This is a genomic window from Streptomyces sp. LUP30, assembly GCF_001746365.1.
GTDB lineage: Bacteria > Actinomycetota > Actinomycetes > Streptomycetales > Streptomycetaceae > Streptomyces.
The window spans coordinates 109,211-132,034 of the sequence record NZ_MJAJ01000009.1; the positions used below are offsets into that span (position 1 = coordinate 109,211).

Sequence of the window (22,824 nt, forward strand, 5' to 3'; positions counted from 1 at the left end):
GCGGAACTTCTTCCAGGAGTTGTGCGAGGCGCGCGGGGTCCGTCAGATCCGGGAGCCGGACCCACGGACCCCGAGGTCCTCGCGGGAGGGCCCTCCGCATCGGCGGAGGGCCCTCCCGCGTCCGCGCCCGGGTCAGCTGCCGCCGTCAGGTTCCACGACGAACACCGGGATCTCCCGGTCCGTCTTCTTCTGGTAGTCCGCGTACGGGGGGTACGCGGCGACGGCGCGCTCCCACCACTCGGCCTTCTCCGCGCCGGTGACCTCGCGGGCGGTCATGTCCCTCTTCTGCGGCCCGTCCTGGAGCTCCACCCGGGGCTCGGCCTTGACGTTGTGGTACCAGACCGGGTGCTTCGGCGCGCCGCCCTGGGAGGCGACCAGCGCGTACCGGCCGTCGTGCTCGACCCGCATCAGCGGGGTCTTGCGCAGCTTCCCGCTCTTCGCGCCCCGGGTGGTCAGCAGGATGACGGGCATGCCCGTGTCCCGCAGCGTCGTCGCCTCCTTGCCACCGGAGCGTTCGTACTGCTCGACCTGGTCGCGCACCCACTGTTCCGGGCTGGGTTCGTACTCGCCTTCGAGAGGCATGGCATCCGTCCCCTTCGTCGTGTCTTCCGTCGTCATGGCGGCCGTCGTGTCCGTCGTCGAGCCGTCGCCGTGCGATCCGCGTCGCACACGTCGGTCCCGCACTCGTCGATTCCACACACGTCGGCTCGCGTCGTGCTTCAACACCGGTACCCGGCTGTTTCATCCGTACCGGTGCGGTCTATGCCACCATGCGCACGGCCAGCCCGGTCATCACCGCGCTCGACAGGAGCGCCGTGGCCAGTCGTCCGCGGTGACCCGTCAGGGCCCTGCCCAGCAGCGCGCCGCCGCAGGCGACCAGAACCTGCCAGCTCGCCGACGCGACGAAGGCCGCCAGCACGAACACGCCCTGTTCGAGGGGGCGTACCGCGTCGTCGGCGTCGTTGCCGAGGACCAGCGCGGCGAAGTAGACCACGGTCGTCGGGTTGAGGAGGGTGATGCCGAGGAGGCTCAGGAAGGCCCGCGCCGCGCTCGGCGGAGGCGGTGCCGAGCGGGTGCTGAGCCGGTGGGCCCGGTACTGGGACAGCGCCGTGACCGCGCCCCGGGCCGCCAGTGCGAGCAGCACCAGGGCCGAGGCCCAGCGCAGGGGCGTGAGCACCGGCCGCAGCACGGCGGCGACGGCGGCGCCCCCGGCCGTGGCGACCAGGGCGTACAGCCCGTCGGCGGTGGCGACGCCGAGCGCGGCGCACACACCGGTGCGCAGCGAGGTGCGTGCGGTGAGGGAGACGAGATAGGTCGCGACAGCGCCGACGGGTACGGCGATGCCGTATCCCGCGACCAGACCCGCGACGAGCGCGGCCGTCACGAGGCTGCGGTGTCGGGCCTCCGGGGGACGCCGGGCTGCTGCTGGACCGGGGCCGTGGAGGCGGCGGCGGACGTCGGCAGCGGCAGGGCTTCGTCTGTGGGCATGGCGGGATCGTGCGGGTGGCGACCACCCGACGGCAACTGTTTTTCCCCAGGCCGGCGCCCACGCCGTCGCGGAAGCTGCCTGATCCGCCGTCGAGGCGGGACTTCGGAGCGAACGATTCCGGCCCTATCGCCCCATTCGTCGATCTGGCCGAACTCCATGTCGCCTTATAGGTGCCCGGGGCATCTAATGAAGATCGGCAGGACGCACCCCTCGTCTGCGAGGTCACCATGACGGATACCCAGGTCACGACGGACGCCGAGATCGCGACAGATACCCAGGCCGCCCACGACACCCGGATCGCCACGCACGACGAAGGCGCGGCGTGCCCGGCGGAGGCGGCGGTGCGGGGCGAGACCCCCGTCGCCTTCCCGCAGGACCGGACCTGCCCCTACCGACCGCCGGCCGCCTACGATCCCCTGCGCGCCTCCCGTCCGCTCGCCCGCGTCACCCTCTACGACGGCAGCACCGCCTGGCTGGTCACCGGTCACGAGACGGCCCGCGCCCTGCTGGCCGACCCCCGGCTGTCGACCGACCGCACCCGCCCCGGCTACCCGGCGACCTCTCCCCGGCTGCGGGCCCTGCCGGACCGCAGGGCCGCTCTGCTCAACGTCGACGACCCCGAACACCACGCCCAGCGCCGGCTGGTGCTGGCGAACTTCACCCTCAAACGCGCCACGGCCATGCGCCCGGCCATCCAGCGCGTCGTCGACGAGCGGATCGACGCCATGCTCGCCCAGGGACCGCCCGCGGAGCTGGTGAGCGCCTTCGCGCTGCCCGTGCCGTCCACCGTGATCTGCGAGCTGCTCGGCGTTCCGTACGCCGACCACGAGTTCTTCGAGGAGCAGTCGCGGCGTCTGCTGCGCAGCAGGGTGCAGCAGGAGGTGCGCGACGCGCGCGACCGGCTCGACGCCTACCTCGGCGCCCTGATCGACCGCAAGCTGGAGGCTCCGTCCGGCGACGGCGTCCTCGACGTCCTGGTCGACAAGCAGGTGCGCGAAGGGACGGTGGACCGCCAGGAGGCCGTCTCGCTGGCCACGATCCTGCTGGTCGCCGGACACGAGACGACCGCCAACATGATCTCCCTCGGTGTCTACACCCTGCTCCAGCACCCCGATCGGCTCGCCGAGCTGCGAGCCGACCCGTCGCTGCTGCCGGCGGCCGTCGAGGAGCTGATGCGGATGCTGTCCATCGCGGACGGGCTGCTGCGTCAGGCCACCGACGACATCGACGTCGGCGGGACGACGATCCGGGCCGGGGACGGCGTGGTCTTCGCGACCTCGGTCATCAACCGCGACGAGAGCGCCTTCCCCGCGCCGGACGACCTCGACTGGAGCCGCTCCGCCCGCCACCACGTGGCCTTCGGCTTCGGCATCCACCAGTGCCTCGGCCAGAATCTGGCCCGCGCCGAACTGGAGATCGCCCTGGGCACGCTCCTTGCGCGGCTGCCCGGCCTGCGTCTGGCCGTTCCGGCCGAGGAGGTCCGCTTCAAGCCCGGAGACACCATCCAGGGGATGCTGGAACTCCCCGTGACCTGGTGAGGGGCCACCCCATGGACATCCACATCGACACCGACGTCTGCATCGGCGCGGGCCAGTGCGCCCTGGCCGCGCCGGGCGTCTTCACCCAGGACGACGACGGCTTCAGCGCCCTGGTGCCAGGCCGCGAGGACGGCGGCGGCGACCCGATGCTCCGGGAGGCCGCGCGCGCCTGCCCGGTCGGCGCGATCAAGCTGTCCGGTCCGCCGGGCTGACGCTCGCCGGATTCTCTCCCGGCCCGACGGCAGCAGCGCCGCCTCCTGGACCTCCGCCGCCGGGGCGGCGTCGCCGCTGATCCCTTCCTCCCCGTCGCGACCTCGGCCGGGAGGAACAGCCGGCCGGTCGGCGCGGACGGCGGGCTCGTCTCGGCCACCGGTCCGGCCAGGCAGTCCAGGAACGCCTGCTCGTGCGCGCGACCGAGAGCGGACAAGGGGTGCCCTTCCCGCTTCAGTAGGGTTCGCGGGTGACCCCACAGGACGAACAGCAGCCGTTCCTCTACCTCGTCGTCTGCGCCGCGGGCGTCGCCGCGGACGTCGGCGAGCTGATCACCGCCGCACAGAAGCGGCGGTGGCGGGKCGGCGTCATCGCCACGCCGCCCGCCGTGAACGGCTTCTTCGACGTCGCCGCCGTGGAGGCGCAGACCGGGCGTCCGATCCGCTCCGCCTGGCGACGGCCGGGCGACCCGCGGCCGTTCCCGGATCCCGACGCGGTCGTGGTCGCCCCGGCCACGTTCAACACCGTCAACAAGTGGGCGGCGGGAGTGGCCGACACGCTCGCACTGGGCACCCTGTGCGAGGTCGTCGGACTCGGCGTCCCCGTCGGCGTCCTGCCCTGCGTGAACGAGACGCTCGCCCGTCATCCCGCCTACCGGGAGAGCCTGACGCGGCTGCGCGCGATGGGTGTGCGCTTCGCGCCCGCGTACGAGCGTGCCGCGGGGGAGGGGTTCGGGTGGGAGCGGGCGCTGGACCTGCTCGACTGAGCCGGTGCGGCGGGCCGGGACTCACCCGGGGCCGGCCGGTCCGGGTTCCGGATCGCGGGGGGTCCGCGACGCGAACTCCGTGCCGCAGGGTCCCGAGCCCTCGCTCTCCGGCAGGACCACCCGCGACCCGCTCATGGTCAGCGTCCGGTAGTACCCGCCGATCCGCTCCGCCGACCGGCCGACGTAGTGGCCGATGAACGAGCGGCGGAACCGGTCGACGCTGCGGTTGGGGCGGGATCCGTGCACCAGGCTGCCGTTGAAGAACAGTACGTCCCCCGGCGCCATGTCGACCGGCGTCGGCGTCAGACCGGGCGGCGGCGGCACGTACTCCCGCGCGAACGACACCTGCTCGTCCGCCTGTTCCGGGCAGAACAGCTGCATCCGGTGCGTGCCGGGCACGACCTCGAGTCCGCCGTTGTCCCGGTCGATCACGTCACAGGCCAGCCAGGCGGCCACGCAGGTGCCCGGCTCGACCCGCAGATAGAAGTTGTCCTGGTGCAGTGCCTGGCCCCGGGCGCCGGGCGGCTTGAAGTAGAACATGCTCTGCGCGGCCAGCGCCTCCTCGCCGAGCAACTCCTCCAGCGCCTCCCGCAGACGCGCGTCCAGCAGGGTCCGCCGCGCGAGCGGGGAGATCTCGTGCGGGTACATCACCCTCGGGTACGCCCGCAGCGGATCGGCGTCCCCCGGGCTCGGCTCGAAATGTCCCGGCACGGGCCTCCCGGCCGCCTGCAGCGCCCCGAACTCCGCGCACAGCGCGTCGACTTCGTCGTACCCGAACAGTCCCCGGACGACGGTGAAGCCGTCCTCCCTGTACTGCCGCAGCCCCGCCTCGCCCAGGACGTGAGCCCCGCCGCCGACGTCGTCCGTGGCCTCGACCCTCATGTGTGCCCTCCTTCGGTCCGCTGCACCCGACCCTGCCACGGCAGGACGGCCGCCCGCCGGGACACGGCGCGGAAAGCGCGTCGAGGCGGCGTTCGGGACGGAACGCACCAGCTGATTTCCCACCCGAAATCCCGTCGAAAGGGGGGGCCAAAAGGGGCGACGATACAGGGACCGCCCCACGCCTCCTTCAACGATTGACGTTTCGTCAACATTTCTGGGTCGGTGGGGAATGCGGGAAACCGTGCGGTCTCTTGTTCCTCCAGGTCCGGCTGTGCGAAAGTGTGCCTTGTCGGCGCACGGACAACGTTTTCCGCACTGTGCGCGCGAGACGTCTCCCGTTCACACCCCGCACGCTCCAAAAGAGCCGTCCCCCGCGGACGTTCGGAGGCGTCGAACCCTGTGCGAGCCGATCCCGCTTCCCCGGCCGGATCGCATACCCGATGGTATGGACTTTGTGCCGCATGCCCCCGGAAGGAATGCAGACCGTGAATCACGCAGGCCTGTCGAATTCCCCTTCGGCGCGCCGCTTCGACGCGACGGACGAACAACTGAGCGCGGAGCTGAAGAAGTGGACGGGGGCGTCCCCCGCGCTGCACCCGGTCGGTGAACTGCTGGACCGGCACTGGGAGGCCGCCTTCGCCTACGCACGGCTGTGCACCGACGGCGAACGCGCGGCCGGCATGCTCACCACGGCCGCCTTCACCCGGCTGTTCGGCGAGACCCTGCGGCAGAACGGGCCCACGGCCGCATGGCGCCCGCATCTGCTGGTCACCGTGCGCCGCGTCGCCGCCGAGTGGGAAGCCGACGGCCGCCGTGACCTGCTGCACCCCGCGCTGCGCTCCGAGGCCGAGGCGGACGGCGACGCTGACGGCATGGTCGGCGATCGCGTGGCCGCCCTGATGCTGCCGCCCGTGCACCGGCGCATGCTGTCCCGGGCGTTCCAGCGCCTGCCCGAGTCGGCCCGCTGTCTGCTCTGGCACGTCGAGGTCGAGGCCGAACCCCTGGCGGTGCCGGGCGGGCTGCTGGGCCTGGAGGAGGACGGCGCCCGCGTCGAACTGCGCCGGGCCCGCGAGCGGCTGCGCGAGGAGTGCCTCCAGGTGCACCGCGAACTCGCCACCGACGACGAGTGCCACCGCTACCACCGGCTGCTGGACGTCACCTGCCGCCGCGGAGGCGCCGACCTCGATCCCGACCTGCGCGCCCACCTCGGACAGTGCCGGCATTGCGCCCACACCGCCGACCAGCTCAGACAGTTCGAGGGGCTGCTCGGCGCCGCCCTGGCCGAAGGAATCCTGGGCTGGGCGGCCGCCGCCTACGTGGCGGTCAGGATGGCCGGCGACGGCCGGTTCGTCGAGCCGCCCCGGGGATATACGGGCGAGGCCTTCACCGACGGGAACGCCGGCGTTCCCTCGCCCGCTCCCTCTCCCGCGCCCGACGCAGCGGGATCGGGCGGCGCGGACCGCCGCGCCGGATCGCGGTCGGGCGCGCTGTCCCGGATCGGGGCGCGGGCCGCGGGCCTCGCCGGCCGAACCGGTGCCACGGCCGACGCCGACCCCCGTCCGGCGACGAGCCGTTCGGCCCAGAAGGCGGCCCGCCGGGCCCGCCGCCGCAACGTGGCCGCCGCCGTGCTGACCGTGAGCGGGATCGTCGTCCTGCCGCTCGTGGTGTGGGCCGCCCTCGGCTCCGGGGACGACACCGCCTCGGTCGCGGACAACGAGGGAGCGAAGGCTCCGGCCGCGGGGACGGACACGGCCGGCAACGACCCTTCCTGGGCGGGCGCCGGTGACAAGGCCCAGGGCGCCATGCGCGGCCGGCTGCACAACGTCGCCTCCGGGCTGTGCATCGGGATCGTCGGGGGCGAGGCCGCCGACGGCGCCGAGACCGAACTCGCCGCCTGCTCCTCGGCGCCCGGCCAGCAGTGGTCGTACGAACCGGACGGGTTGCTGCGCAGCGCCGCCGACGCCGGGCTGTGCCTGGACTCGCGCCTCGGCTACTCGGTGCGGCTGGGCCCGTGCGCCGGGGCCGGCCGGCCGGAACCCGAGAACGTGCGCTACGACTTCACCCTGCAGGGCACCCTCGTCCCGCGCTCGGGCCAGAACCTCGCGCTCGCGCCGGCCGCCACCGACGGATCGGGCGCCCTCGTGCTGAAGAACCGGGTGGACAGTGCCGCACAGCGCTGGGTGATCGACACCTCGAAACCCGACGCGCAGATGCAGTTCGTCAACTGGGGCGCCGACAGCACCGCCTCCGAGGCCCCGGCCCAGGGCGCCACGCCCAAGGCGGCCAAGCCCCCGGCGCCCGCTCCGACGCCGTCCGCCGACAGGACCGCCGCCCCGGCGCCCGGGCCGACGTCCGGCGCCCCGTCCGGCTCGGACAAGTCGTCCTGCTCGTACGCCCACCCGTACTCCTGCCAGTGGGGAGGCCGACCGAGCGGCGGCTCCGGATACGGCGGCTACGGCGACTCCGGTTACGGCGGCTACGGCGGGGGCCACGGATACGGGGGATACGGGTCAGGCGGCTGGGGGCACTGACGTCGGCCGCAGTGGCCGCACGTCCGTCAGACGCCGATCACCTGGAGCGAGGCCCACAGCGCGGCGACCGCCGGGATCAGCGCGGCAGGCACCGTGAGCAGCCCCAGGCGGGTGAACTCGCCGACGCCGACCCGCTCCTCGCGTTCCTGCACCACGCGCCGCCACAGCAGCGTCGCCAGGGATCCCGCGTAGGTCAGGTTGGGGCCGATGTTCACCCCGAGCAGCACCGCGAGCACCGCCCCGGTCCCGGCCGGGGCGGCGAGCGGCACGAGTACCAGCACCGCGGGCAGGTTGTTGATCAGGTTCGCCAGGACGGCGGCCAGCGCGGCCACGCCCAGCAGCGCGAGCAGGCCCGGGCCGCCGGGCAGGACGTGCCGCAGCGCGTCGGCGAGCCCGTTGTCGACCACCGCGCGCACGACGATCCCGAGCGCCAGCACGAAGGCCAGGAACCCCGGCGCCGCGGCCCGCACGACGGCGACCGGCGTCACCCGCCGCCGGGCCAGCGCCCGTCCGGCCATGACCAGGGCGCCCGCGAACGCCGCCCACGCCGGTTCGATCCCGACCGCCGAGGCCACCACGAACCCGGCGAGCGTGCAGGCGACGGTGACCAGCGCGAACAGGGGCAGCTCGGGCGCGGGGCCGTCGTCGGCACCGCCCTCGACGGCGGGCAGGTCGTCGGCGAAGAACCGCCGGAATACCAGGTACTCGGCCCCGATCGCGACGACCCAGGGCAGCGCCATCAGGGCGGCGAACCGGGTGAAGCTCAGCCCGCTCGCCTCGAAGGCCAGCAGATTGGTGAGGTTGGAGACCGGAAGGAGCAGCGAGGCCGTGTTCGACAGGTGCGCGCACGCGTAGACGTGCGGCCGGGAGCGCACGCCCATGCGGGCGGCGGTGGCGAACACCACCGGGGTGAGCAGCACCACGGTCGCGTCCAGGCTCAGCACGGCCGTCACCGCCGAGGCCAGTACGAACACCGCGACCATCAGCCGTCGGGGGCGGCCGGCGGCCCGGCGGGCCATCCACGCCCCGCACGCCGTGAACAGTCCCTCGACGTCGCACAGGTGCGCCAGCACCAGCACCGCCGCGAGGAAGCCGACGACGGGCCCGAGGCGTTCGGCCTCGGCCAGCGCGTGCTGCGGCGAGACCGCGCCGAGGACGATCGCCACGGCCGCGGCGGGGACGGCGATCAACGCCTCCGACCGTCCGGCGGGGCGCAGCACCGCCCACACCAGGGAGGCGGCGAGCAGACAGACGGACAGAGCTTCTGCGAGCGGGGTGTTCAGAGGAGTACTCCGGAGGCGGGGACGTGGTCGGGCCCGCCCATCGAACTGGTCCGGGTGCCGGTCCATGAAAACATGCCCGGGTAAACGTCCGGCAAGCAGTCACACCCGTCACACCGCCCACGGCGGCAGGCGGCACAGGCCCGCTCAGTCCTCGTCGAGCAGGCTCAGCTCCGCCCAGATCGTCTTGCCCTCCGGGGTGTGCCGGCTGCCCCAGCGCTGGGTGAGCTGGGCGACCAGGAGCAGGCCGCGGCCGCCCTCGTCGAAGGTCCTCGCCCGGCGCAGGTGCGGGGCGGTGTGACTGTTGTCGGACACCTCGCAGATCAGCGTCGCGCTGTCGTGGATCAGCCGCAGCCGGATCGGCCGGGAGCCGTACCGGATGGCGTTGGTCACCAGCTCGCTCACCACCAGCTCCGTGGTGAACGACGCCTCGCTCAGCTCCCAGCGCGCCAGCTGCCCCACGACCTGTCTGCGGATCGGCGCGACCAGCGAGGGATCGGCCGGGATGTCCCAGGTCGCGACCTGGGCGGCGGGCAGCCCCCGGGTGCGCGCGAGCAGCAGGGCCACGTCGTCGGCGGCGCCGCCGGACGGGAGCAGGGAGTGCAGGATCCGGTCGCAGGTCTCGTCCAGGGAGTCCGCGTGCGCCGCGAGCGCCTCGCCCAGCAGCCGGTGACCGGACTGCGCGTCCCGCCCGCGGGTCTCGATCAGACCGTCGGTGTAGAAGGCGAGCACGCTGCCCTCGGGGACCTCCAGGACGGCGGACTCGAACGGCAGGCCGCCTACGCCCAGCGGGGGACCGGCGGGCAGATCGATCCGCTTGGCCACGCCGTTCGGACGGAGCACCACGGGCGCGGGATGCCCGGCCCGCGCGAGCGTGCAGCGCCGGGACACGGGGTCGTACACCGCGTAGAGACAGGTCGCGCCGACCTCGCCGGGGCTGCCCTCGTTCCCGGCCTCCTCGGACAGGCGGACGACCAGGTCGTCGAGGTGGGTCAGCAGTTCGTCGGGGGCCAGGTCGATGTCGGCGAGGGTGCGGACGGCGGTGCGCAGCCGGCCCATGGTGGCCGAGGCCTGGATGCCGTGTCCGACGACGTCGCCCACGACCATGGCCACGCGCATCCCCGACAGCGGGATCACGTCGAACCAGTCCCCGCCGACCCCGGCGCGGGCGGCCGGGAGATAGCGGGAGGCGGCGTCCACGGCGGCGGTCCGCGGCAGGGTGCGCGGCAGCAGGCTGCGCTGCAGCGCGAGGGCGGTCTCCCGCTCGCGCGAGAAACGGCGGGCGTTGTCGATGCAGACGGCGGCCCGTGCCGTGATCTCCTCGGCGAGCAGCACGTCGTCCGGGGTGAACGGGTCGGGCCGGCGGAACCGGGTGAGGACCGCGACGCCGAGGGTCACGCCCCGCGCCCGGATCGGCACGGACATCGTCGAGTGGACGCCGAGCTCCCGGACCCGCGCCCGGCGTGCCGGATCCCAGGTCAGCCAGGCGTCCAGCTCGCCGCTGGGCACGGTGCCGATGATGGTGCGCCCCGCGATCAGGGAGTCGACCTGTGGAGACCCCGCCGGGTAGCCCTGCGCTTCCCCGGGCTTGGCCACGGCCTCCGGGGTGCCGGTGTTGACGGAGTGGTGCGCGGAGCGGCGCAGGCTCAGCGGCGGTGTGAAGCGGACCGGGAGTTCCCCGCCGTCCTGCGGGTCGAGCAGGTCGACGCTGACGAAGTCGGCGAGCGCGGGCACGCACACCTCGGCCAGCTCCTGCGCCGTCCGGGTGACGTCGAGGGTGGTGCCGATGCGCACGCTCGCCTCGTTGACCAGCTGGAGCCGCTCACGGGCGAGGTAGTTGTCGGTGAAGTCGTGGGCGGCCAGGCACACGCCCCGCACCCGGCCCGCCGCATCTGTGAGCGGCGCCATCCGGGCCAGCCAGGCGTGCGCTTGCTCCTCGCCGCCGGTGCGCGTGTACATCTGCACATCCAGCGCCCGACCGCTGGTGAGCACCCGCAGCATGTGCTGCTCCAGCTCCGTGCTCTGCGGCCGGCCGCCGATCTCGGACAGCCGCAGTCCCTGGATCCGCTCCTCGGGCAGTCCGATCACCTCGCCCATCGCCTCGTTGATCCGGCGCAGCCGCAGACGCTCGTCGTAGACGGCCACGGCACAGGGGGACTGGACGAGCGCCGCCGAGGCCAGGGGGTCGTCCGAGAGAGCGCCGTCGACCCCGGCCACCGGGGTGACGATGAGCCACTCCCCAGGGCCCCCGTCCTGCGTCCCGGAGCGGTGGGCGAGCAGCCACACCGGAACGGGCCGGCCGTCACGGTGGCGCAAAGTGACCGTTCCGTCCCAGCGTGGGCCGGTGAGCACGGGGGCCCCCTCGGCCAGCAGTTCCACCGCGGGCCGGCCCACGACCTCGGACGTCTCCCAGCCGAGCAGGGCGCTGGCCCCTTCGTTCCACCCGACGAGCGTTCCGGCGTCGTCGACGACAGCCCGGGCCGTCGCAGCCTCGTCGAACGGATACTCCGGGCTCATCTCGCCACTCCATCGCGGACACTCACAGTGAACGGGCACGTCACTTCCGTTCCAGCCTAGTGTGTCCCGTCCGCGCGCGGACGAGAACCCCCGCGGGCCTGCCCGACAGCGGGTTCCCCACAGGGTCAAGAGCCAAAACCGGCCGATCTGGCGGAGCCGGCACCACGGTGGTCCCCGGGCCTCGACGACGGCTCCGTGCTCTTGACGGGCATGCGGACGGCGGCGTCAGATTCTGTTTGTAATCGATCAGTTGTGAGTACTTCTGGTTCCTGATGAGAGAGAGCCGACCATGACGGTCACTCGCAGATCGGTCCTTCTCGCCTCCGCGACCGCCCCGGCCGCCGGACCGCTCCTCGGCGTCCCGGCGGCGCGCGCCGCCGAGGCGTCCGTGAGCGCCCCGGGCCGCCGGACGGTCACGCTGCGCGACGGCTGGCGCTTCGCGCTGGCCGACCCGGTCGGGGCCACCGACCCGAGCGGGCAGTACGCCGACGCCGCCGCCCCCGGCTACGACGACTCGGCCTGGCGCGAGGTGGCGGTCCCGCACGACTGGAGCATCGAGCAGACCCCCACCACCGGGAACGGCACGACCAGCGGCACCGGCTTCTTCCCCGGCGGCCTGGGCTGGTACCGCCTCGCCTTCACCCTGCCGTCCGCCCTCACCGGCCGGCGCATCTCGGTCGAGTTCGACGGCGTCTACATGGACTCCTCCGTCCACTGCAACGGCGTCGAGGTCGGCCGCCACCCCTACGGCTACACCGGCTTCGCCTTCGACCTCACCGATCTGCTGCACACCGACGGGAGCACCGAAAACGTCATCGCGGTCAAGGTGCAGAACCGGCTCCCCAGCAGCCGCTGGTACTCCGGCAGCGGCATCTACCGCGAGGCCCGGCTCGTCATCACCGACCCCGTGCACGTGACCCGCTGGGGGACCCGAGTGACCACCCCCGAGATCACCGACGAACGGGCCGTCGTGCGGGTCGCCACCACCGTCGCGAACGCCTCCGGGGCCGCCGCGGACGTCGAGGTCGTCTCCCGCATCCTCGCCCCGGGCGGCCGCACGGTCGCCCGCGCGTCCTCCACGGTCGCCGTCACCGACCTGGCCACGCAGACCCAGGTCCTCACCGTGCACCACCCGCAGCGGTGGGACTTCGAGACCCCGCACCGCTACACCCTGGAGACCGAGCTGCGCGTCGCGGGCCGGACCGCCGACACCTACCGGACCCCCTTCGGCATCCGCACCTTCCGCTTCGACCCGGCCGAGGGCTTCCACCTCAACGGCAGGTACAGCAAGATCAAGGGCGTCGACCTCCACCACGACCTCGGCGCGCTCGGCGCCGCGATCAACGTCGACGCCGTCCGCCGGCAGATGACGATCATGAAGTCCATGGGCGTCAACGCCTTCCGCACCTCGCACAACCCGCCCTCGCCGGAGATGATCCAGGTCTGCGAGGAACTGGGCATCGTGATGCTCGTGGAGGCCTTCGACTGCTGGAGGACCGGCAAGACGCGCTACGACTACGGGCGGTTCTTCGACGAGTGGTGCGAGAAGGACGCGACCGAGATGGTGCTCGCGGCCCGCAACTCGCCCGCCGTCCTGCTGTGGTCCATCGGCAACGAGATCCCCGACTCCACCTCCACCGCCGGTCTCGCGATGGCGGACCGCATCATCGCCGCGATCCGGGCGGCGGACGACACCCGCCCGCTGATCATCGGCTCGGACAAGTACCGGACCCCGCCGGCCAAGGGCTCCGCAGCCGATCTGATGCTCGCCAAGCTGGACGGCCTCGGCCTGAACTACAACACCGCCAAGTCCGTGGACGCCCTGCACGCGACCTACCCGCACCTGTTCCTCTTCGAGTCCGAGTCCTCCTCGGAGACCTCGACCCGCGGCGCGTACCAGGAGCCCGAGCACCTCAACACCGGCGAGAACCACACCCCGGGCCGCCGGGCCACGTCCTCCTACGACAACAACCTCGCCTCCTGGACGATGAGCGGCGAGTACGGCCACAAGAAGGACCGCGACCGCAAGTGGTTCGCCGGGCAGTTCCTGTGGTCCGGCATCGACTACATCGGCGAGCCCACCCCCTACGACGTCTTCCCGGTGAAGGCGTCCTTCTTCGGCGCGGTCGACACGGCCGGGTTCCCGAAGGACATGTACCACCTCTTCCGCAGCCAGTGGACCGACGAGCCCATGGTCCACCTGGTGCCGATGACCTGGAACCACGAGGCCGGCGACACGGTCGAGGTGTGGGCGTACTCCAACGCCGACACCGTGGAGCTCTACCTCGACGGCGAGTCCCTCGGGGTGCGCAGGTTCGACAGGAAGAAGACGGTCGACGGCCGTTCCTATCTGGAGACCACCGAGGCCACCGGGGACGACAAGACGTTCACCAGCGGCCCCTACCCCGGCAGCTACACCAGCCCCGACGGCAGCGCGGGCAAACTGCATCTGACCTGGCACGTGCCGTACAGGCCGGGCGAATTGAAGGCGGTGGCGCGCAGGAACGGCCGGACGGTCGCCGTCGACAGCTTGCGCACGGCGGGCGCACCGCACTCCGTGCGCCTCACCGCGGACCGCGGGTCCCTTCCCGCGGACGGCCGGTCGCTCGTCTTCGTCACCGCCGAGGTGGTCGACGCGCGCGGGACGGTCGTGCCCGACGCCGAACACCTCATCGCCTTCGATGTGGCCGGCGGCTCCCTCGCCGGCCTCGACAACGGCCGGCAGGAGAGCGCCGAGCGCTACCAGGCCACCACCCGCACCGCCTTCCACGGCAAGGCTCTCGCCGTCGTGCGCTCCGGCGTCCGAGCGGGCGCCCTGAAGGTGACCGCGCGGGTGGACGGTCTGCGCAAGGGCGCGGTCACCGTGCGGACCACGCACGCCCGCACGACGGCGGCCACCCCGGCCGCCGTCTTCGCCCCCGAGCACCCGACGCCGGTGACGCACCCCCATGCGGACGCCGGCTACTCGGGCCGCGCGGACACCCTGCCCGCCGCCATGCTCGACGGCGACCCGGCCACCGGCTGGTCCAACGCCTTCACCAAGGCGGCCACGGCCCTGCTGCCCGCCTTCGCCGGCGCCCGGCGCACGGACTGGGTCTCGGTGGACTACGGCCGGGCCCGGACCTTCGACCGGGTGGAACTGTCGTTCACGGTCGACTCCGGGCACAGTCTGCCCGCGTCGGTCGAGGCCGAGGTCTGGGACGGTGAGCGGTATGCGCCGGTCACCGGAGCAGCCGTCGACTGGGCCACCGCCTCGGACGCGCCGACGGCCCTCACCTTCGCCCCGGTGCGCGGCACGAAACTGCGGCTGACCCTGACCAGCAGCGCGCCCGGCACGGCCCGAGGGGCGATCCGCATCACCAGACTGGAGGCGTGACCTGACGTCCGGGCCCGGGCAGGGCGAGCCAGGACCAGCCCGGCCCGGACGGCTCAGTCCGTCCGGGCCTTCCCGGCCGGCTCGAACGTCACCTCCGCCGTGTCCACCGTGCCCGCGCTGCGGCCGGGCGCGCTCTGCCACGACCAGTACAGGTTGGTGTGGGCCATCACCTGCTCCGGAGCGGGCGCGCCGTACGCGGTGAGGTCTTCCGTGGTGTGCGCGTCGCCGACCAGCGTCACGTCGTACCCCCGTACGAACGCGCCGTGCAGGGTCGAGCGGATGCACACGTCCGTCTGCGCCCCCGCGACGACGACCCGGCCCACCCCGCGCTCCGCGAGCAGCGACTCCAGTTCCGTCTCCTCGAAGGAGTCGGAGTAGGTCTTGTGGACCAGCGGCTCGCCCTCCAGGCGGACCAACTCGTCGACATAACGCCAGTCCTCGCTGCCGGAGACCAGTTGGTCGTCCGAGTGCTGCACCCAGACGACCGGCACCTCCTGCGCGCGGGCCGCGCCGACCAGCACGCCGATGTTGGCGATCACTTCGTCCCGGCGGGGCGTGCCCGCCACCACGCCGTTCTGGACGTCGATGACGAGCAGGGCGGTGCGGGGCCGGTCGGGCAGCGTGGTCATGGGCGACCTCCTGTTCGGCGGGTGCGCGGTGCGCCCTCACGGGCGCGCGCTCTCGTACGGCCCACACTAGGACGCACCACTGACAACGCGCCCGGACCGGGGCCGGGGCGCGGCCCGCGGGCTCCGGCTCCCGGTCCGGGCGGCCGCGAAGGCCCCGAACCGGCAGGCCTTCCCGTGACTGCTGGGCCCGGGCCTCCCCCTGAACGCACGTCCGCTCCCGGAGCCGGCGGCAGCACGCCCGGGCAGCATGTCCGGACCCTGTCCGCGGCGGTCCGTATCACCCTCCCGCGGACCCTCCCGCGGGGCGCGTGACCGGCTCCCGCGCGGCACATCCCGCACAGTGCTTCGCTCCGTCAACTACCCACACGCGCGCCGCGGTTATATCCTGCGATCCCGTTTTGGGAGCGCTCCCACACGATGGGGTCCGGACCATGCGCGGAGCGCCCCGCACCTCACCGAGGAGCCTGGACGTGAAACGACGCAGAACCGCCCTGCTGTCCCTCGCGACCCTGCTGGGCGCGGCGCTCACCGCGCTGCCCGTACAGAACGCCGGCGCCGACGAGGTCGAGCAGGTCAGGAACGGCGGCTTCGACACGACCGCCGACCCCTGGTGGACCAGCAACGTCACCGCCGGCCTCACCGGGGGCCAGTTGTGCGCGGACGTGCCCGGGGGCACCGCCAACCGCTGGGACTCCGCCGTCGGCCAGAACGACATCACCCTGGTGAAGGGCACGACCTACCGCTTCTCGTTCCGTGCCTCCGGGGTGCCCGAGGGGCACGCGGTGCGGGCGATCGTGGGACTCTCGGTCTCCCCGTACGACACCTGGCAGGAGGCGTCCCCGGTGCTGGACCCGGCGGGCGGCACGTACTCCTACACGTTCACCTCGCCGGTCGACAGCACCCAGGGGCAGGTCGCCTTCCAGGTGGGCGGCAGCGCCGATCCGTGGCGGTTCTGCCTGGACGACGTCTCGCTGCTGGGCGGGGTGCCGCCGGAGGTCTACGAGCCCGACACCGGGCCCCGGGTGCGCGTCAACCAGGTCGCCTATCTGCCCGCCGGGCCGAAGAACGCCACCCTCGTCACCGACGCCGCCACGAAGCTGCCCTGGCAGCTGAAGAACAGCGCGGGGGCGACGGTCGCACACGGCTGGAGCGTGCCGCGCGGGCTCGACGCCTCCTCGGGACAGAACGTCCACACCATCGACTTCGGCGCCTACCGCAAGCGCGGCACCGGGTTCACCCTGGTCGCCGACGGCGAGACCAGCAGGCCGTTCGACATCGGTGCAGCCGCCTACGAGCAGTTGCGTCTGGACGCCGTGAAGTACTACTACACGCAGCGCAGCGGCATCGCGATCCGCGACGACCTGCGGCCCGGCTACGGCAGGGCGGCCGGGCATGTGGGCGTCGCCCCCAACCACGGCGACACGAGCGTCCCCTGCCGGCCGGGCGAGTGCGACTACCGGCTGGACGTCGAAGGCGGCTGGTACGACGCCGGAGACCACGGCAAGTACGTCGTCAACGGCGGGATCGCCGCCTGGGAACTGCTCAGCACCTACGAACGCTCCCTCGTCGCCCGCACCGGCCACCCGGCGAGACTCGGCGACGGCACGCTCGCCCTGCCGGAGAGCGGCAACCGCGTGCCCGACATCCTCGACGAGGCCCGCTGGGAGCTGGACTTCCTGCTGAAGATGCAGGTGCCGGACGGACAGCCGCTCGCCGGAATGGCCCATCACAAGATCCACGACGCCCAGTGGACCGGCCTGCCGCTGCTGCCCTCCGACGACCCGCAGCAGCGGGAACTGCACCCGCCGACCACCGCGGCGACCCTCAACCTGGCCGCGACGGCCGCGCAGGCGGCCCGTCTCTACCGGCCCTACGACAAGGCCTTCGCCGCGAAGGCGCTGTCGGCGGCGCGCAAGGCCTGGACGGCGGCCCTCGCGCACCCGGACCTGTACGCGGACCCGGCCGACGGCACCGGCGGCGGCGCCTACAACGACGACGACGTGACCGACGAGTTCTACTGGGCGGCGGCCGAGCTGTATCTGACCACCGGTGAGAAGCGGTTCGCCGACCGGGTGCTGAACTCGCCGACGCACACCGCGGACATCTTCGGCTCCTACGGGTTCGACTGGTCCCGCACGGCGGCCGCGGGCCGTCTCGACCTCGCGCTCGTGCCGAGCAAACTGCCCGGCCGTGACAAGGTCCGCCGCTCGGTGGTGCGGGGCGCCGACAAGTACCTCGCCGCCCTGGCCTCGCAGCCGTACGGCATGCCGTACGCGCCGGACGGAAACCGCTACGACTGGGGCTCCAGCCATCAGGTCCTCAACAACGCCGTGGTGATCGCGACCGCCTACGACGTCACCGGCGCCGCGAAGTACCGCGACGCCGCCGTCCAGAGCATGGACTACATCCTCGGCCGCAACGCGCTGAACATCTCGTACGTCACCGGCTACGGTGAGGTCAACGCCCAGCACCAGCACAGCCGTTGGTACGCCCACCAGCTCGACCCGAAGCTGCCGTCCCCGCCGGCGGGGACCCTGGCGGGCGGCGCGAACTCGGGCATCCAGGACCCCTACGCGCAGTCCAAGCTCCAGGGCTGCGTCGGCCAGTTCTGCTACATCGACGACATCCAGTCCTGGTCGACCAATGAGAACGCGATCAACTGGAACGCCGCTCTGACCCGGATGGCGTCCTTCGTGGCGGATCAGGGATAGTCCCCTCCCGATCGGGAGCGGACGGGGACGGACACCTTGCGGTACCGCGCGGTCATCAGTGTGACCTGGTGATATTTACGAGTAAGTACCCGCGCGGTACCGTGAAGGGCATGCCAGCCCTCAATGTGGAATTCAGCGATCGCGAGCTGGAGGACCTGCGGCAGATCGCCAAGGAACGCGGCACGTCGATGAAGGCACTCGTGCGGGAGGCGGCCGCGGCCGACATCGCGCGGCACCGGGCGCTGCAGGAGGGCGCGGAGGCCTTCCGCAGGTTCTTCGCCTCCCATGCCGACGAATTCGCCGCCGCCTTCCCGGACGACGAACGTTCCGCCCGGAGCGAGGGGCAGGTCGCCTGACCGATGACGTCCGTCATCCACATCGACGTGCCCTGGCTGCTCCAGCGCCATGAAGAGGTACTGCCCGAGCAGCCCACCGTCAACGACTTCTCCGCGCTGGTCGCGGCCGTGGCCCGGCACCGGGTCGACCCGCCCAGGCTCGGCGTGGACTCCGACCCGGCCTGGCGGGCCGCCGCCCTGCTGCACACCCTCACCCTGCTCAAGCCGCTGCCCTCGGCCAACGCCCGCTTCGCCTGCGCGACGGCGGTGGCGTACATGTTCACCAGCGGCGTCGGTATCGACCCGCCGTACGGCGCGCTCGTCGACCTCGCCCGTGACCTGCTCGACGGCAAGACCGACGTCTACGCGGCGGCCGACCGCTTGAGGTCCTGGCAGATCTAGGCGGGAACAGGCGGGCAAACGCGCACCTGCATGCCGGTGCGGGACAGCGCGGCGAGGCCGTAGGGCTGGGGGAGTTCGCCGCCGCGGGCGCGCGAAGTGCCTCGGGCCGCCGGCCGAGGGCGGGAGGAGCAGGGCCGGCGGCCGTTTCGCGCAGGAGAGCCGCCGTCCTGCGCGGGGCCTCCGAGGAAGTGGCCGGTTCCAGCCAACTACGCGGACCGGTGCACCGGGAGCGTGCGCGGCCCTTTGCTGGGTGTGCGTGTTTCACACGGGGCGCGACGGCGGAATTCGGCCGGTTCGCCAAGGCGCGCCCAAAGGCGCGCGGCACGGCCGGAGTAGGTTTCCGTTATCGACATTCCATCAATAAGCATGGCTTCAGTCGTCGCCTTGTTGTGCCCGACTTAGTTGTGCAAAGGTGAACCACCCGTGCGGGGGGTCATGGCCGGGCCCCCTGCGTTCGTCGGCGGAGGCGAATTCCCGCTCCCTGCCGCACCGAACAGGTACGTACCAAAGGAATTCGCTCAGTGCCCACCCCTCAGCCTCCTCTTCCGCCCTACCCGCCGCCCGGCGGGGGACCCGGAGAATCCGACGAGTCTCTTGCCGCCGGAATACGCGGCGGCGCGGACAGCGAGGTCGCCCGGTCCACCGCCATGCTGATCGCCCGGCACTGGCGACCGGTGCACGAGTACGCGGTCATCTGCCTCGCCTCCTCCGGGAGCGCCGCGTCCATGCTCACCACCGCCGTCTTCCATCAGGTCTTCGACCGGCTCAAGCTGGGCGAGCCGGGCGCCGCGCTGCGCCCCCGGCTGCTGGTGACGGTGCGGGACACGGCCCTGCTGTGGTCCGCCGACGAGGGGCTGTCCGGCGTCCTGCCCGTGCTGCGCAAGCCGGCCGGCGCCCGGGGGATGCGCAGTGCGAAGTCCATGACCCCCGAGAACCGGGTGCTGGCGGAACGCTCGTTCCAGGGGCTTCCCCCGGTCGCCCGCTGCGTCCTGTGGCATATGGAGGTCGAGGCCGAGCCGGTCACCGTGGCCGCCGGTCTGCTCGGCATGGACACCGACACCGTGTCCGCCATCCTCGAACAGGCGCAGGACAAGCTCCGTGAGGGCGTGGTGCGCGCCCACCGGGAACTCGCCCCGAGCAAGGACTGCCGCTTCTACAACCGGCTCCTCGACGTCCCCATCCGGCGTGGCGGCGACCTGCTGCCCGACGTGCGGAAGCACCTGGACGAGTGCCGCTACTGCCGCTCCGCCGCCGAACAGCTCGGCCACTTCGAGAGCGGCCTGGGCGTGCTGCTCGCCGAGGCGGTGCTCGGCTGGGGGGCCCGCCGCTACCACGACACCCGTCCCGGCCGTGCCAAGCAGCAGACCGTCCGTCTCAAGGGCTCCGCGCGTCATCGCGGCGGCGGCACACGGGGGCGGGGCGGCAATCTGCTCGCCCGCATTCCCTCCCCCCGCCGGCGGGAGCCCGGGGCGGCACGGTCGCCGCGAGCGCTGTTCACCGGCGTCGGCCTGGCCTCGGCCGGACTGCTGACGACCCTGCTCGCCGCCGGCATGTGGTCGGACGACGGCGGCGCCGACCCGGCCGCCTCCACCAGCGGCAGCGTCCCCGGCACCGACTCGCAGGCGGCCACCGCCTCGCCCACGGCCCCCGGCACCGCCCGACTGCCCACCCCGCCACGGCAGACCAGGCTGCGCAACGAAGCCGCCGACCTGTGCCTGGACATCCGGGGCGAGGCGAAGGCCGGCGCCGCCGTCCAGCTGGCGGCCTGCTCGTCCGAGGGGACCCAGGAGTGGTCGTACAGTGACGACGGCCAGCTGCGCAGCGCGGCCCATCCGGGCCTGTGCGTGGACTCGCACGCGGACGCCGGCGTGGTGATCCTCGGCACGTGCGCCGACGCCACCGACGCGCGCGGCGAGGACGTCCGCTACGACCTCACCGTGCAGGGCGAGTTGCTGCCCCGCTGGGACGACGCGCTGGCGCTCGCGACGGCGGGCGAGGACGTCGGCGCGGACGTCGTCGTCAAGGTCCGCGACCACTCCACCGGCCAGCGCTGGCTGACGGACGCCGCCTCCGTGACCCCCGGCTCCCTCGCGGTCACCGGTACGGACGCACCGCCGTCGGCCCAACCGGTCGGCCTCTCGGACGGCACGGCCTGACACCCGGGTCACGCCCCAGCGGCGGCGTCCCGTCCGTGCGGCTGCGGCTGCGGCTGCGGCGGCGCCGGCCGGTGTCCGCCGGGCGTCAGACGGGGGTCTCGACCAGGTCCGCCGGGCCGACCGTCGCGGGGCCGGCGTGGCCGGACAGGGCCAGGGTCAGGTCGAACTCGGCGAGCAGACAGCGGATCACGTGCTCGACGCCCGCCTGTCCGTCCAGGCCCAGCCCGTACGCGTAGGGGCGGCCAAGCAGCACCGCCCGAGCGCCGAGCGCGAGCGCCTTGAAGACGTCCGCGCCGGTGCGCACCCCGCTGTCGAACAGCACGGCCAGCCGGTCGCCGACCGCCCGCGCCACTCCCGGCAGTGCGTCGGCCGCCGCGATCGAACCGGCCACCTGGCGGCCGCCGTGGTTGGAGACGACGACGCCGTCCATCCCGGCGTCGGCGGCCAGCCGCGCGTCGTCCGGATGCAGCACGCCCTTGAGGACGATGGGGCCGTCCCAGTTCTCCCGCAGGAACGCCAGGTCCGGCCAGGTCTTGCCGGGGTCCGCGAACAGCTGGATGAAACGCAGCACGGCCGCGTCGCGGTCCTCGTGCGCCGGCTTGGCCAGGCCCGCCTGGAAGGCCGGGTCGGTGAAGTAGTTGGCCGTGCCCACCCCGTGCAGGAACGGCAGATACGCCTGGTCCAGATCGCGTGGCCGCCAGGCCAGCAACGGTGTGTCCAAGGTGACGACGAGCACGCTGAACCCGCTCGCCCCGGCCCGGCCGAGGAAACTGCGGGTCACCTCCCGGTCCTTGGACCAGTACAGCTGGAACCAGCGCTCGGCGTCGCCCATGACCTCGGCCACCCGCTCCATCGGCGTGCTCGACGCCGACGACAGGATGTACGGCACCCCCTGCGCTGCGGCCGCACGGGCCGCGGCCGACTCCGCCTCGGGGTGCATGATCGACAGCACGCCGACCGGCGCGAGGGCCAGCGGCGCGGGCAGGGCCCGGCCCAGCACCTCGACCGACAGGTCCCGCTCCTGGACGTCCCGCAGCATCCGCGGCACGATCCGGCGGCGCTCCAGGGCGGCACGGTTCGCCCGGGCCGTGCTGCCGTCCCCGGCGCTGCCCGCCACGTAGCCGACCGGGCCCGGTCCGAGGCGCTGCTCGGTGAGCTCCTCCAGCCGGGTCAGGTCGGTGGGCAGCCGGGGGACCGCGCCCGTCATCCCGTTCAGATAGATCTCGTACTGGAAGTCCGCCCAGTGCTTGGCCATCCGCCCGTGCCGCCTCTCGCCGTCCCGTGGTCGCCCCGCGTCGCCGCAGTCGCAGGGCGACGATACCGGCGGGTAGGCGCGTGGCCGGGCGGGCCCCCGGGGGTCATCCCTGGTCCGTGGCCCCGCCGGGCGACTCCTCCGGCCCCGTCGGGTCCGAGGCCGCGTCCGGGCCCTGGGCCCGCACCCGCTGGACGTGTTCGAGGGACTCCCGCAGCTCGGTGAGCCAGTCGTCGGTGTGGCGCTGGACCAGCCGGACGCACCAGGCGAGCGCGTCGCTGCGGCTGCGGGCGACGCCCGCGGCGATCAGGGTGTCGAGCACCTGGCGCTCGGGCTGACGCAGCCGGGTCATGACCGGCGCGGCGACATGGGTGAACAGGGCCCGTTCCCCGTCGCACACCACACCCCAGGACACCTTGTGCCGGAACCGGTGCTCGGCGTCGCGGGCCACGGCCATCCGGGTGTCGCGGGTGCGTTCGCGGAACTCCTGGATCCGGGCGTCGACGGCCGCCTTCCGCTCGGCGGCCGGAGCGTCCTCGGCCAGCCGGGGTGCGGCGATGCGGCCGATCACGGTGATCTCCTCGCGATCGGCCGTGACGTCGGTCAGTTCCTCGAAGAGCTCGTCGGGCAGTCGGCCCGCGAACCAGCCTCTCAACTTCTCGGTCTGCTCCGTCGTAATCATGTAATCAGCATTACTCCGCTGGTCGATGAACACAAGGCGTCGGGGAGGAGTCCGCCGAGAGCGGAACG

At 73.1% G+C, this 22,824-nt stretch carries 17 protein-coding genes; 9 read left to right on the top strand and 8 right to left on the bottom strand.

Going from position 1 to position 22,824, the window contains the following annotated elements:
- Positions 1 to 132: 132 nt before the first annotated feature.
- A complete protein-coding gene (locus BG482_RS10915) occupies positions 133 to 582 on the bottom strand; it encodes a nitroreductase family deazaflavin-dependent oxidoreductase (RefSeq protein WP_069768808.1) in 450 nt (149 codons plus the stop codon).
- A gap of 178 nt (positions 583 to 760) precedes the next feature.
- Positions 761 to 1,384: a LysE family transporter gene (locus tag BG482_RS10920; protein WP_069768747.1), complete on the bottom strand. Its 624-nt coding sequence runs from the start codon at positions 1,382 to 1,384 to the stop codon at positions 761 to 763.
- A gap of 332 nt (positions 1,385 to 1,716) precedes the next feature.
- Here BG482_RS10920 and BG482_RS10925 point away from each other — a divergent pair, with 332 nt between their 5' ends.
- The 3 genes from BG482_RS10925 to BG482_RS10935 all read left to right on the top strand — a co-directional run bounded on the left by BG482_RS10925 (position 1,717) and on the right by BG482_RS10935 (position 4,003).
- A complete protein-coding gene (locus tag BG482_RS10925) occupies positions 1,717 to 3,027 on the top strand; it encodes a cytochrome P450 (RefSeq protein WP_079141735.1) in 1,311 nt (436 codons plus the stop codon).
- Positions 3,028 to 3,038: 11 nt separating this feature from the next.
- Complete coding sequence (locus tag BG482_RS10930; protein WP_069768748.1) at positions 3,039 to 3,239, top strand: ferredoxin; 201 nt, start codon at positions 3,039 to 3,041, stop codon at positions 3,237 to 3,239.
- Positions 3,240 to 3,487: 248 nt separating this feature from the next.
- Positions 3,488 to 4,003, top strand: a complete 516-nt coding sequence (locus BG482_RS10935) for a flavoprotein (protein ID WP_069768749.1) — start codon at positions 3,488 to 3,490, stop codon at positions 4,001 to 4,003.
- A 21-nt stretch (positions 4,004 to 4,024) separates the two neighbouring features.
- Here BG482_RS10935 and BG482_RS10940 read toward each other — a convergent pair whose 3' ends face one another.
- The gene (locus BG482_RS10940) at positions 4,025 to 4,885 is read right to left on the bottom strand and encodes a phytanoyl-CoA dioxygenase family protein (RefSeq protein ID WP_069768750.1); all 861 of its coding nucleotides are present in this window, start codon (positions 4,883 to 4,885) and stop codon (positions 4,025 to 4,027) included.
- A gap of 476 nt (positions 4,886 to 5,361) precedes the next feature.
- Between BG482_RS10940 and BG482_RS10945 the strand changes: the two genes are divergently transcribed.
- Entirely contained in the window at positions 5,362 to 7,416 is a 2,055-nt protein-coding gene (locus BG482_RS10945; RefSeq protein WP_069768751.1) for an RICIN domain-containing protein, read from the top strand.
- A 26-nt stretch (positions 7,417 to 7,442) separates the two neighbouring features.
- Here BG482_RS10945 and BG482_RS10950 read toward each other — a convergent pair whose 3' ends face one another.
- Both BG482_RS10950 and BG482_RS10955 read right to left on the bottom strand, forming a co-directional pair.
- Positions 7,443 to 8,765 (bottom strand): SLC13 family permease, encoded by a 1,323-nt coding sequence (locus BG482_RS10950; RefSeq protein WP_256096328.1) that lies wholly within the window; start codon positions 8,763 to 8,765, stop codon positions 7,443 to 7,445.
- A gap of 78 nt (positions 8,766 to 8,843) precedes the next feature.
- Positions 8,844 to 11,213 carry a SpoIIE family protein phosphatase gene (locus BG482_RS10955; protein WP_069768752.1) on the bottom strand — a complete coding sequence of 790 codons (2,370 nt, stop codon included), beginning with the start codon at positions 11,211 to 11,213 and terminating at the stop codon, positions 8,844 to 8,846.
- Positions 11,214 to 11,502: 289 nt separating this feature from the next.
- Here BG482_RS10955 and BG482_RS10960 point away from each other — a divergent pair, with 289 nt between their 5' ends.
- Entirely contained in the window at positions 11,503 to 14,589 is a 3,087-nt protein-coding gene (locus BG482_RS10960) for a glycoside hydrolase family 2 TIM barrel-domain containing protein (protein ID WP_069768753.1), read from the top strand.
- Positions 14,590 to 14,642: 53 nt separating this feature from the next.
- Here BG482_RS10960 and BG482_RS10965 read toward each other — a convergent pair whose 3' ends face one another.
- Positions 14,643 to 15,218 carry a cysteine hydrolase family protein gene (locus BG482_RS10965; RefSeq protein WP_069768754.1) on the bottom strand — a complete coding sequence of 192 codons (576 nt, stop codon included), beginning with the start codon at positions 15,216 to 15,218 and terminating at the stop codon, positions 14,643 to 14,645.
- A gap of 470 nt (positions 15,219 to 15,688) precedes the next feature.
- Between BG482_RS10965 and BG482_RS10970 the strand changes: the two genes are divergently transcribed.
- The 4 genes from BG482_RS10970 (at position 15,689) to BG482_RS10985 (ending at position 20,822) form a co-directional block, all read left to right on the top strand.
- Positions 15,689 to 17,929, top strand: coding sequence for a glycoside hydrolase family 9 protein (locus BG482_RS10970; RefSeq protein WP_069768755.1), 2,241 nt, complete (start codon positions 15,689 to 15,691; stop codon positions 17,927 to 17,929).
- 110 nt (positions 17,930 to 18,039) lie between these two features.
- Positions 18,040 to 18,285, top strand: a complete 246-nt coding sequence (locus tag BG482_RS10975) for a hypothetical protein (protein ID WP_069768756.1) — start codon at positions 18,040 to 18,042, stop codon at positions 18,283 to 18,285.
- 3 nt (positions 18,286 to 18,288) lie between these two features.
- Positions 18,289 to 18,666 carry a toxin Doc gene (locus tag BG482_RS10980; RefSeq protein WP_069768757.1) on the top strand — a complete coding sequence of 126 codons (378 nt, stop codon included), beginning with the start codon at positions 18,289 to 18,291 and terminating at the stop codon, positions 18,664 to 18,666.
- Positions 18,667 to 19,187: 521 nt separating this feature from the next.
- A complete protein-coding gene (locus tag BG482_RS10985; protein ID WP_069768758.1) occupies positions 19,188 to 20,822 on the top strand; it encodes an RICIN domain-containing protein in 1,635 nt (544 codons plus the stop codon).
- A gap of 85 nt (positions 20,823 to 20,907) precedes the next feature.
- Here BG482_RS10985 and BG482_RS10990 read toward each other — a convergent pair whose 3' ends face one another.
- Both BG482_RS10990 and BG482_RS10995 read right to left on the bottom strand, forming a co-directional pair.
- A complete protein-coding gene (locus tag BG482_RS10990; protein ID WP_069768759.1) occupies positions 20,908 to 22,077 on the bottom strand; it encodes a lactate 2-monooxygenase in 1,170 nt (389 codons plus the stop codon).
- A gap of 103 nt (positions 22,078 to 22,180) precedes the next feature.
- Positions 22,181 to 22,756 (bottom strand): hypothetical protein, encoded by a 576-nt coding sequence (locus BG482_RS10995; RefSeq protein ID WP_069768760.1) that lies wholly within the window; start codon positions 22,754 to 22,756, stop codon positions 22,181 to 22,183.
- Positions 22,757 to 22,824: the final 68 nt, after the last annotated feature.

What these genes read in the sequence shown, in the direction of transcription:
- BG482_RS10955 (WP_069768752.1), bottom strand. Translation starts at nt 11,213, where the DNA reads ATGAGCCCGGAGTATCCGTTCGACGAGGCTGCGACGGCCCGGGCTGTC.
- BG482_RS10990 (WP_069768759.1), bottom strand. Translation starts at nt 22,077, where the DNA reads ATGGCCAAGCACTGGGCGGACTTCCAGTACGAGATCTATCTGAACGGG.
- BG482_RS10960 (WP_069768753.1), top strand. Translation starts at nt 11,503, where the DNA reads ATGACGGTCACTCGCAGATCGGTCCTTCTCGCCTCCGCGACCGCCCCG.
- BG482_RS10940 (WP_069768750.1), bottom strand. Translation starts at nt 4,885, where the DNA reads ATGAGGGTCGAGGCCACGGACGACGTCGGCGGCGGGGCTCACGTCCTG.
- BG482_RS10915 (WP_069768808.1), bottom strand. Translation starts at nt 582, where the DNA reads ATGCCTCTCGAAGGCGAGTACGAACCCAGCCCGGAACAGTGGGTGCGC.
- BG482_RS10975 (WP_069768756.1), top strand. Translation starts at nt 18,040, where the DNA reads ATGCCAGCCCTCAATGTGGAATTCAGCGATCGCGAGCTGGAGGACCTG.
- BG482_RS10950 (WP_256096328.1), bottom strand. Translation starts at nt 8,765, where the DNA reads ATGGACCGGCACCCGGACCAGTTCGATGGGCGGGCCCGACCACGTCCC.
- BG482_RS10980 (WP_069768757.1), top strand. Translation starts at nt 18,289, where the DNA reads ATGACGTCCGTCATCCACATCGACGTGCCCTGGCTGCTCCAGCGCCAT.
- BG482_RS10945 (WP_069768751.1), top strand. Translation starts at nt 5,362, where the DNA reads ATGCAGACCGTGAATCACGCAGGCCTGTCGAATTCCCCTTCGGCGCGC.
- BG482_RS10965 (WP_069768754.1), bottom strand. Translation starts at nt 15,218, where the DNA reads ATGACCACGCTGCCCGACCGGCCCCGCACCGCCCTGCTCGTCATCGAC.
- BG482_RS10925 (WP_079141735.1), top strand. Translation starts at nt 1,717, where the DNA reads ATGACGGATACCCAGGTCACGACGGACGCCGAGATCGCGACAGATACC.
- BG482_RS10930 (WP_069768748.1), top strand. Translation starts at nt 3,039, where the DNA reads ATGGACATCCACATCGACACCGACGTCTGCATCGGCGCGGGCCAGTGC.
- BG482_RS10995 (WP_069768760.1), bottom strand. Translation starts at nt 22,756, where the DNA reads ATGATTACGACGGAGCAGACCGAGAAGTTGAGAGGCTGGTTCGCGGGC.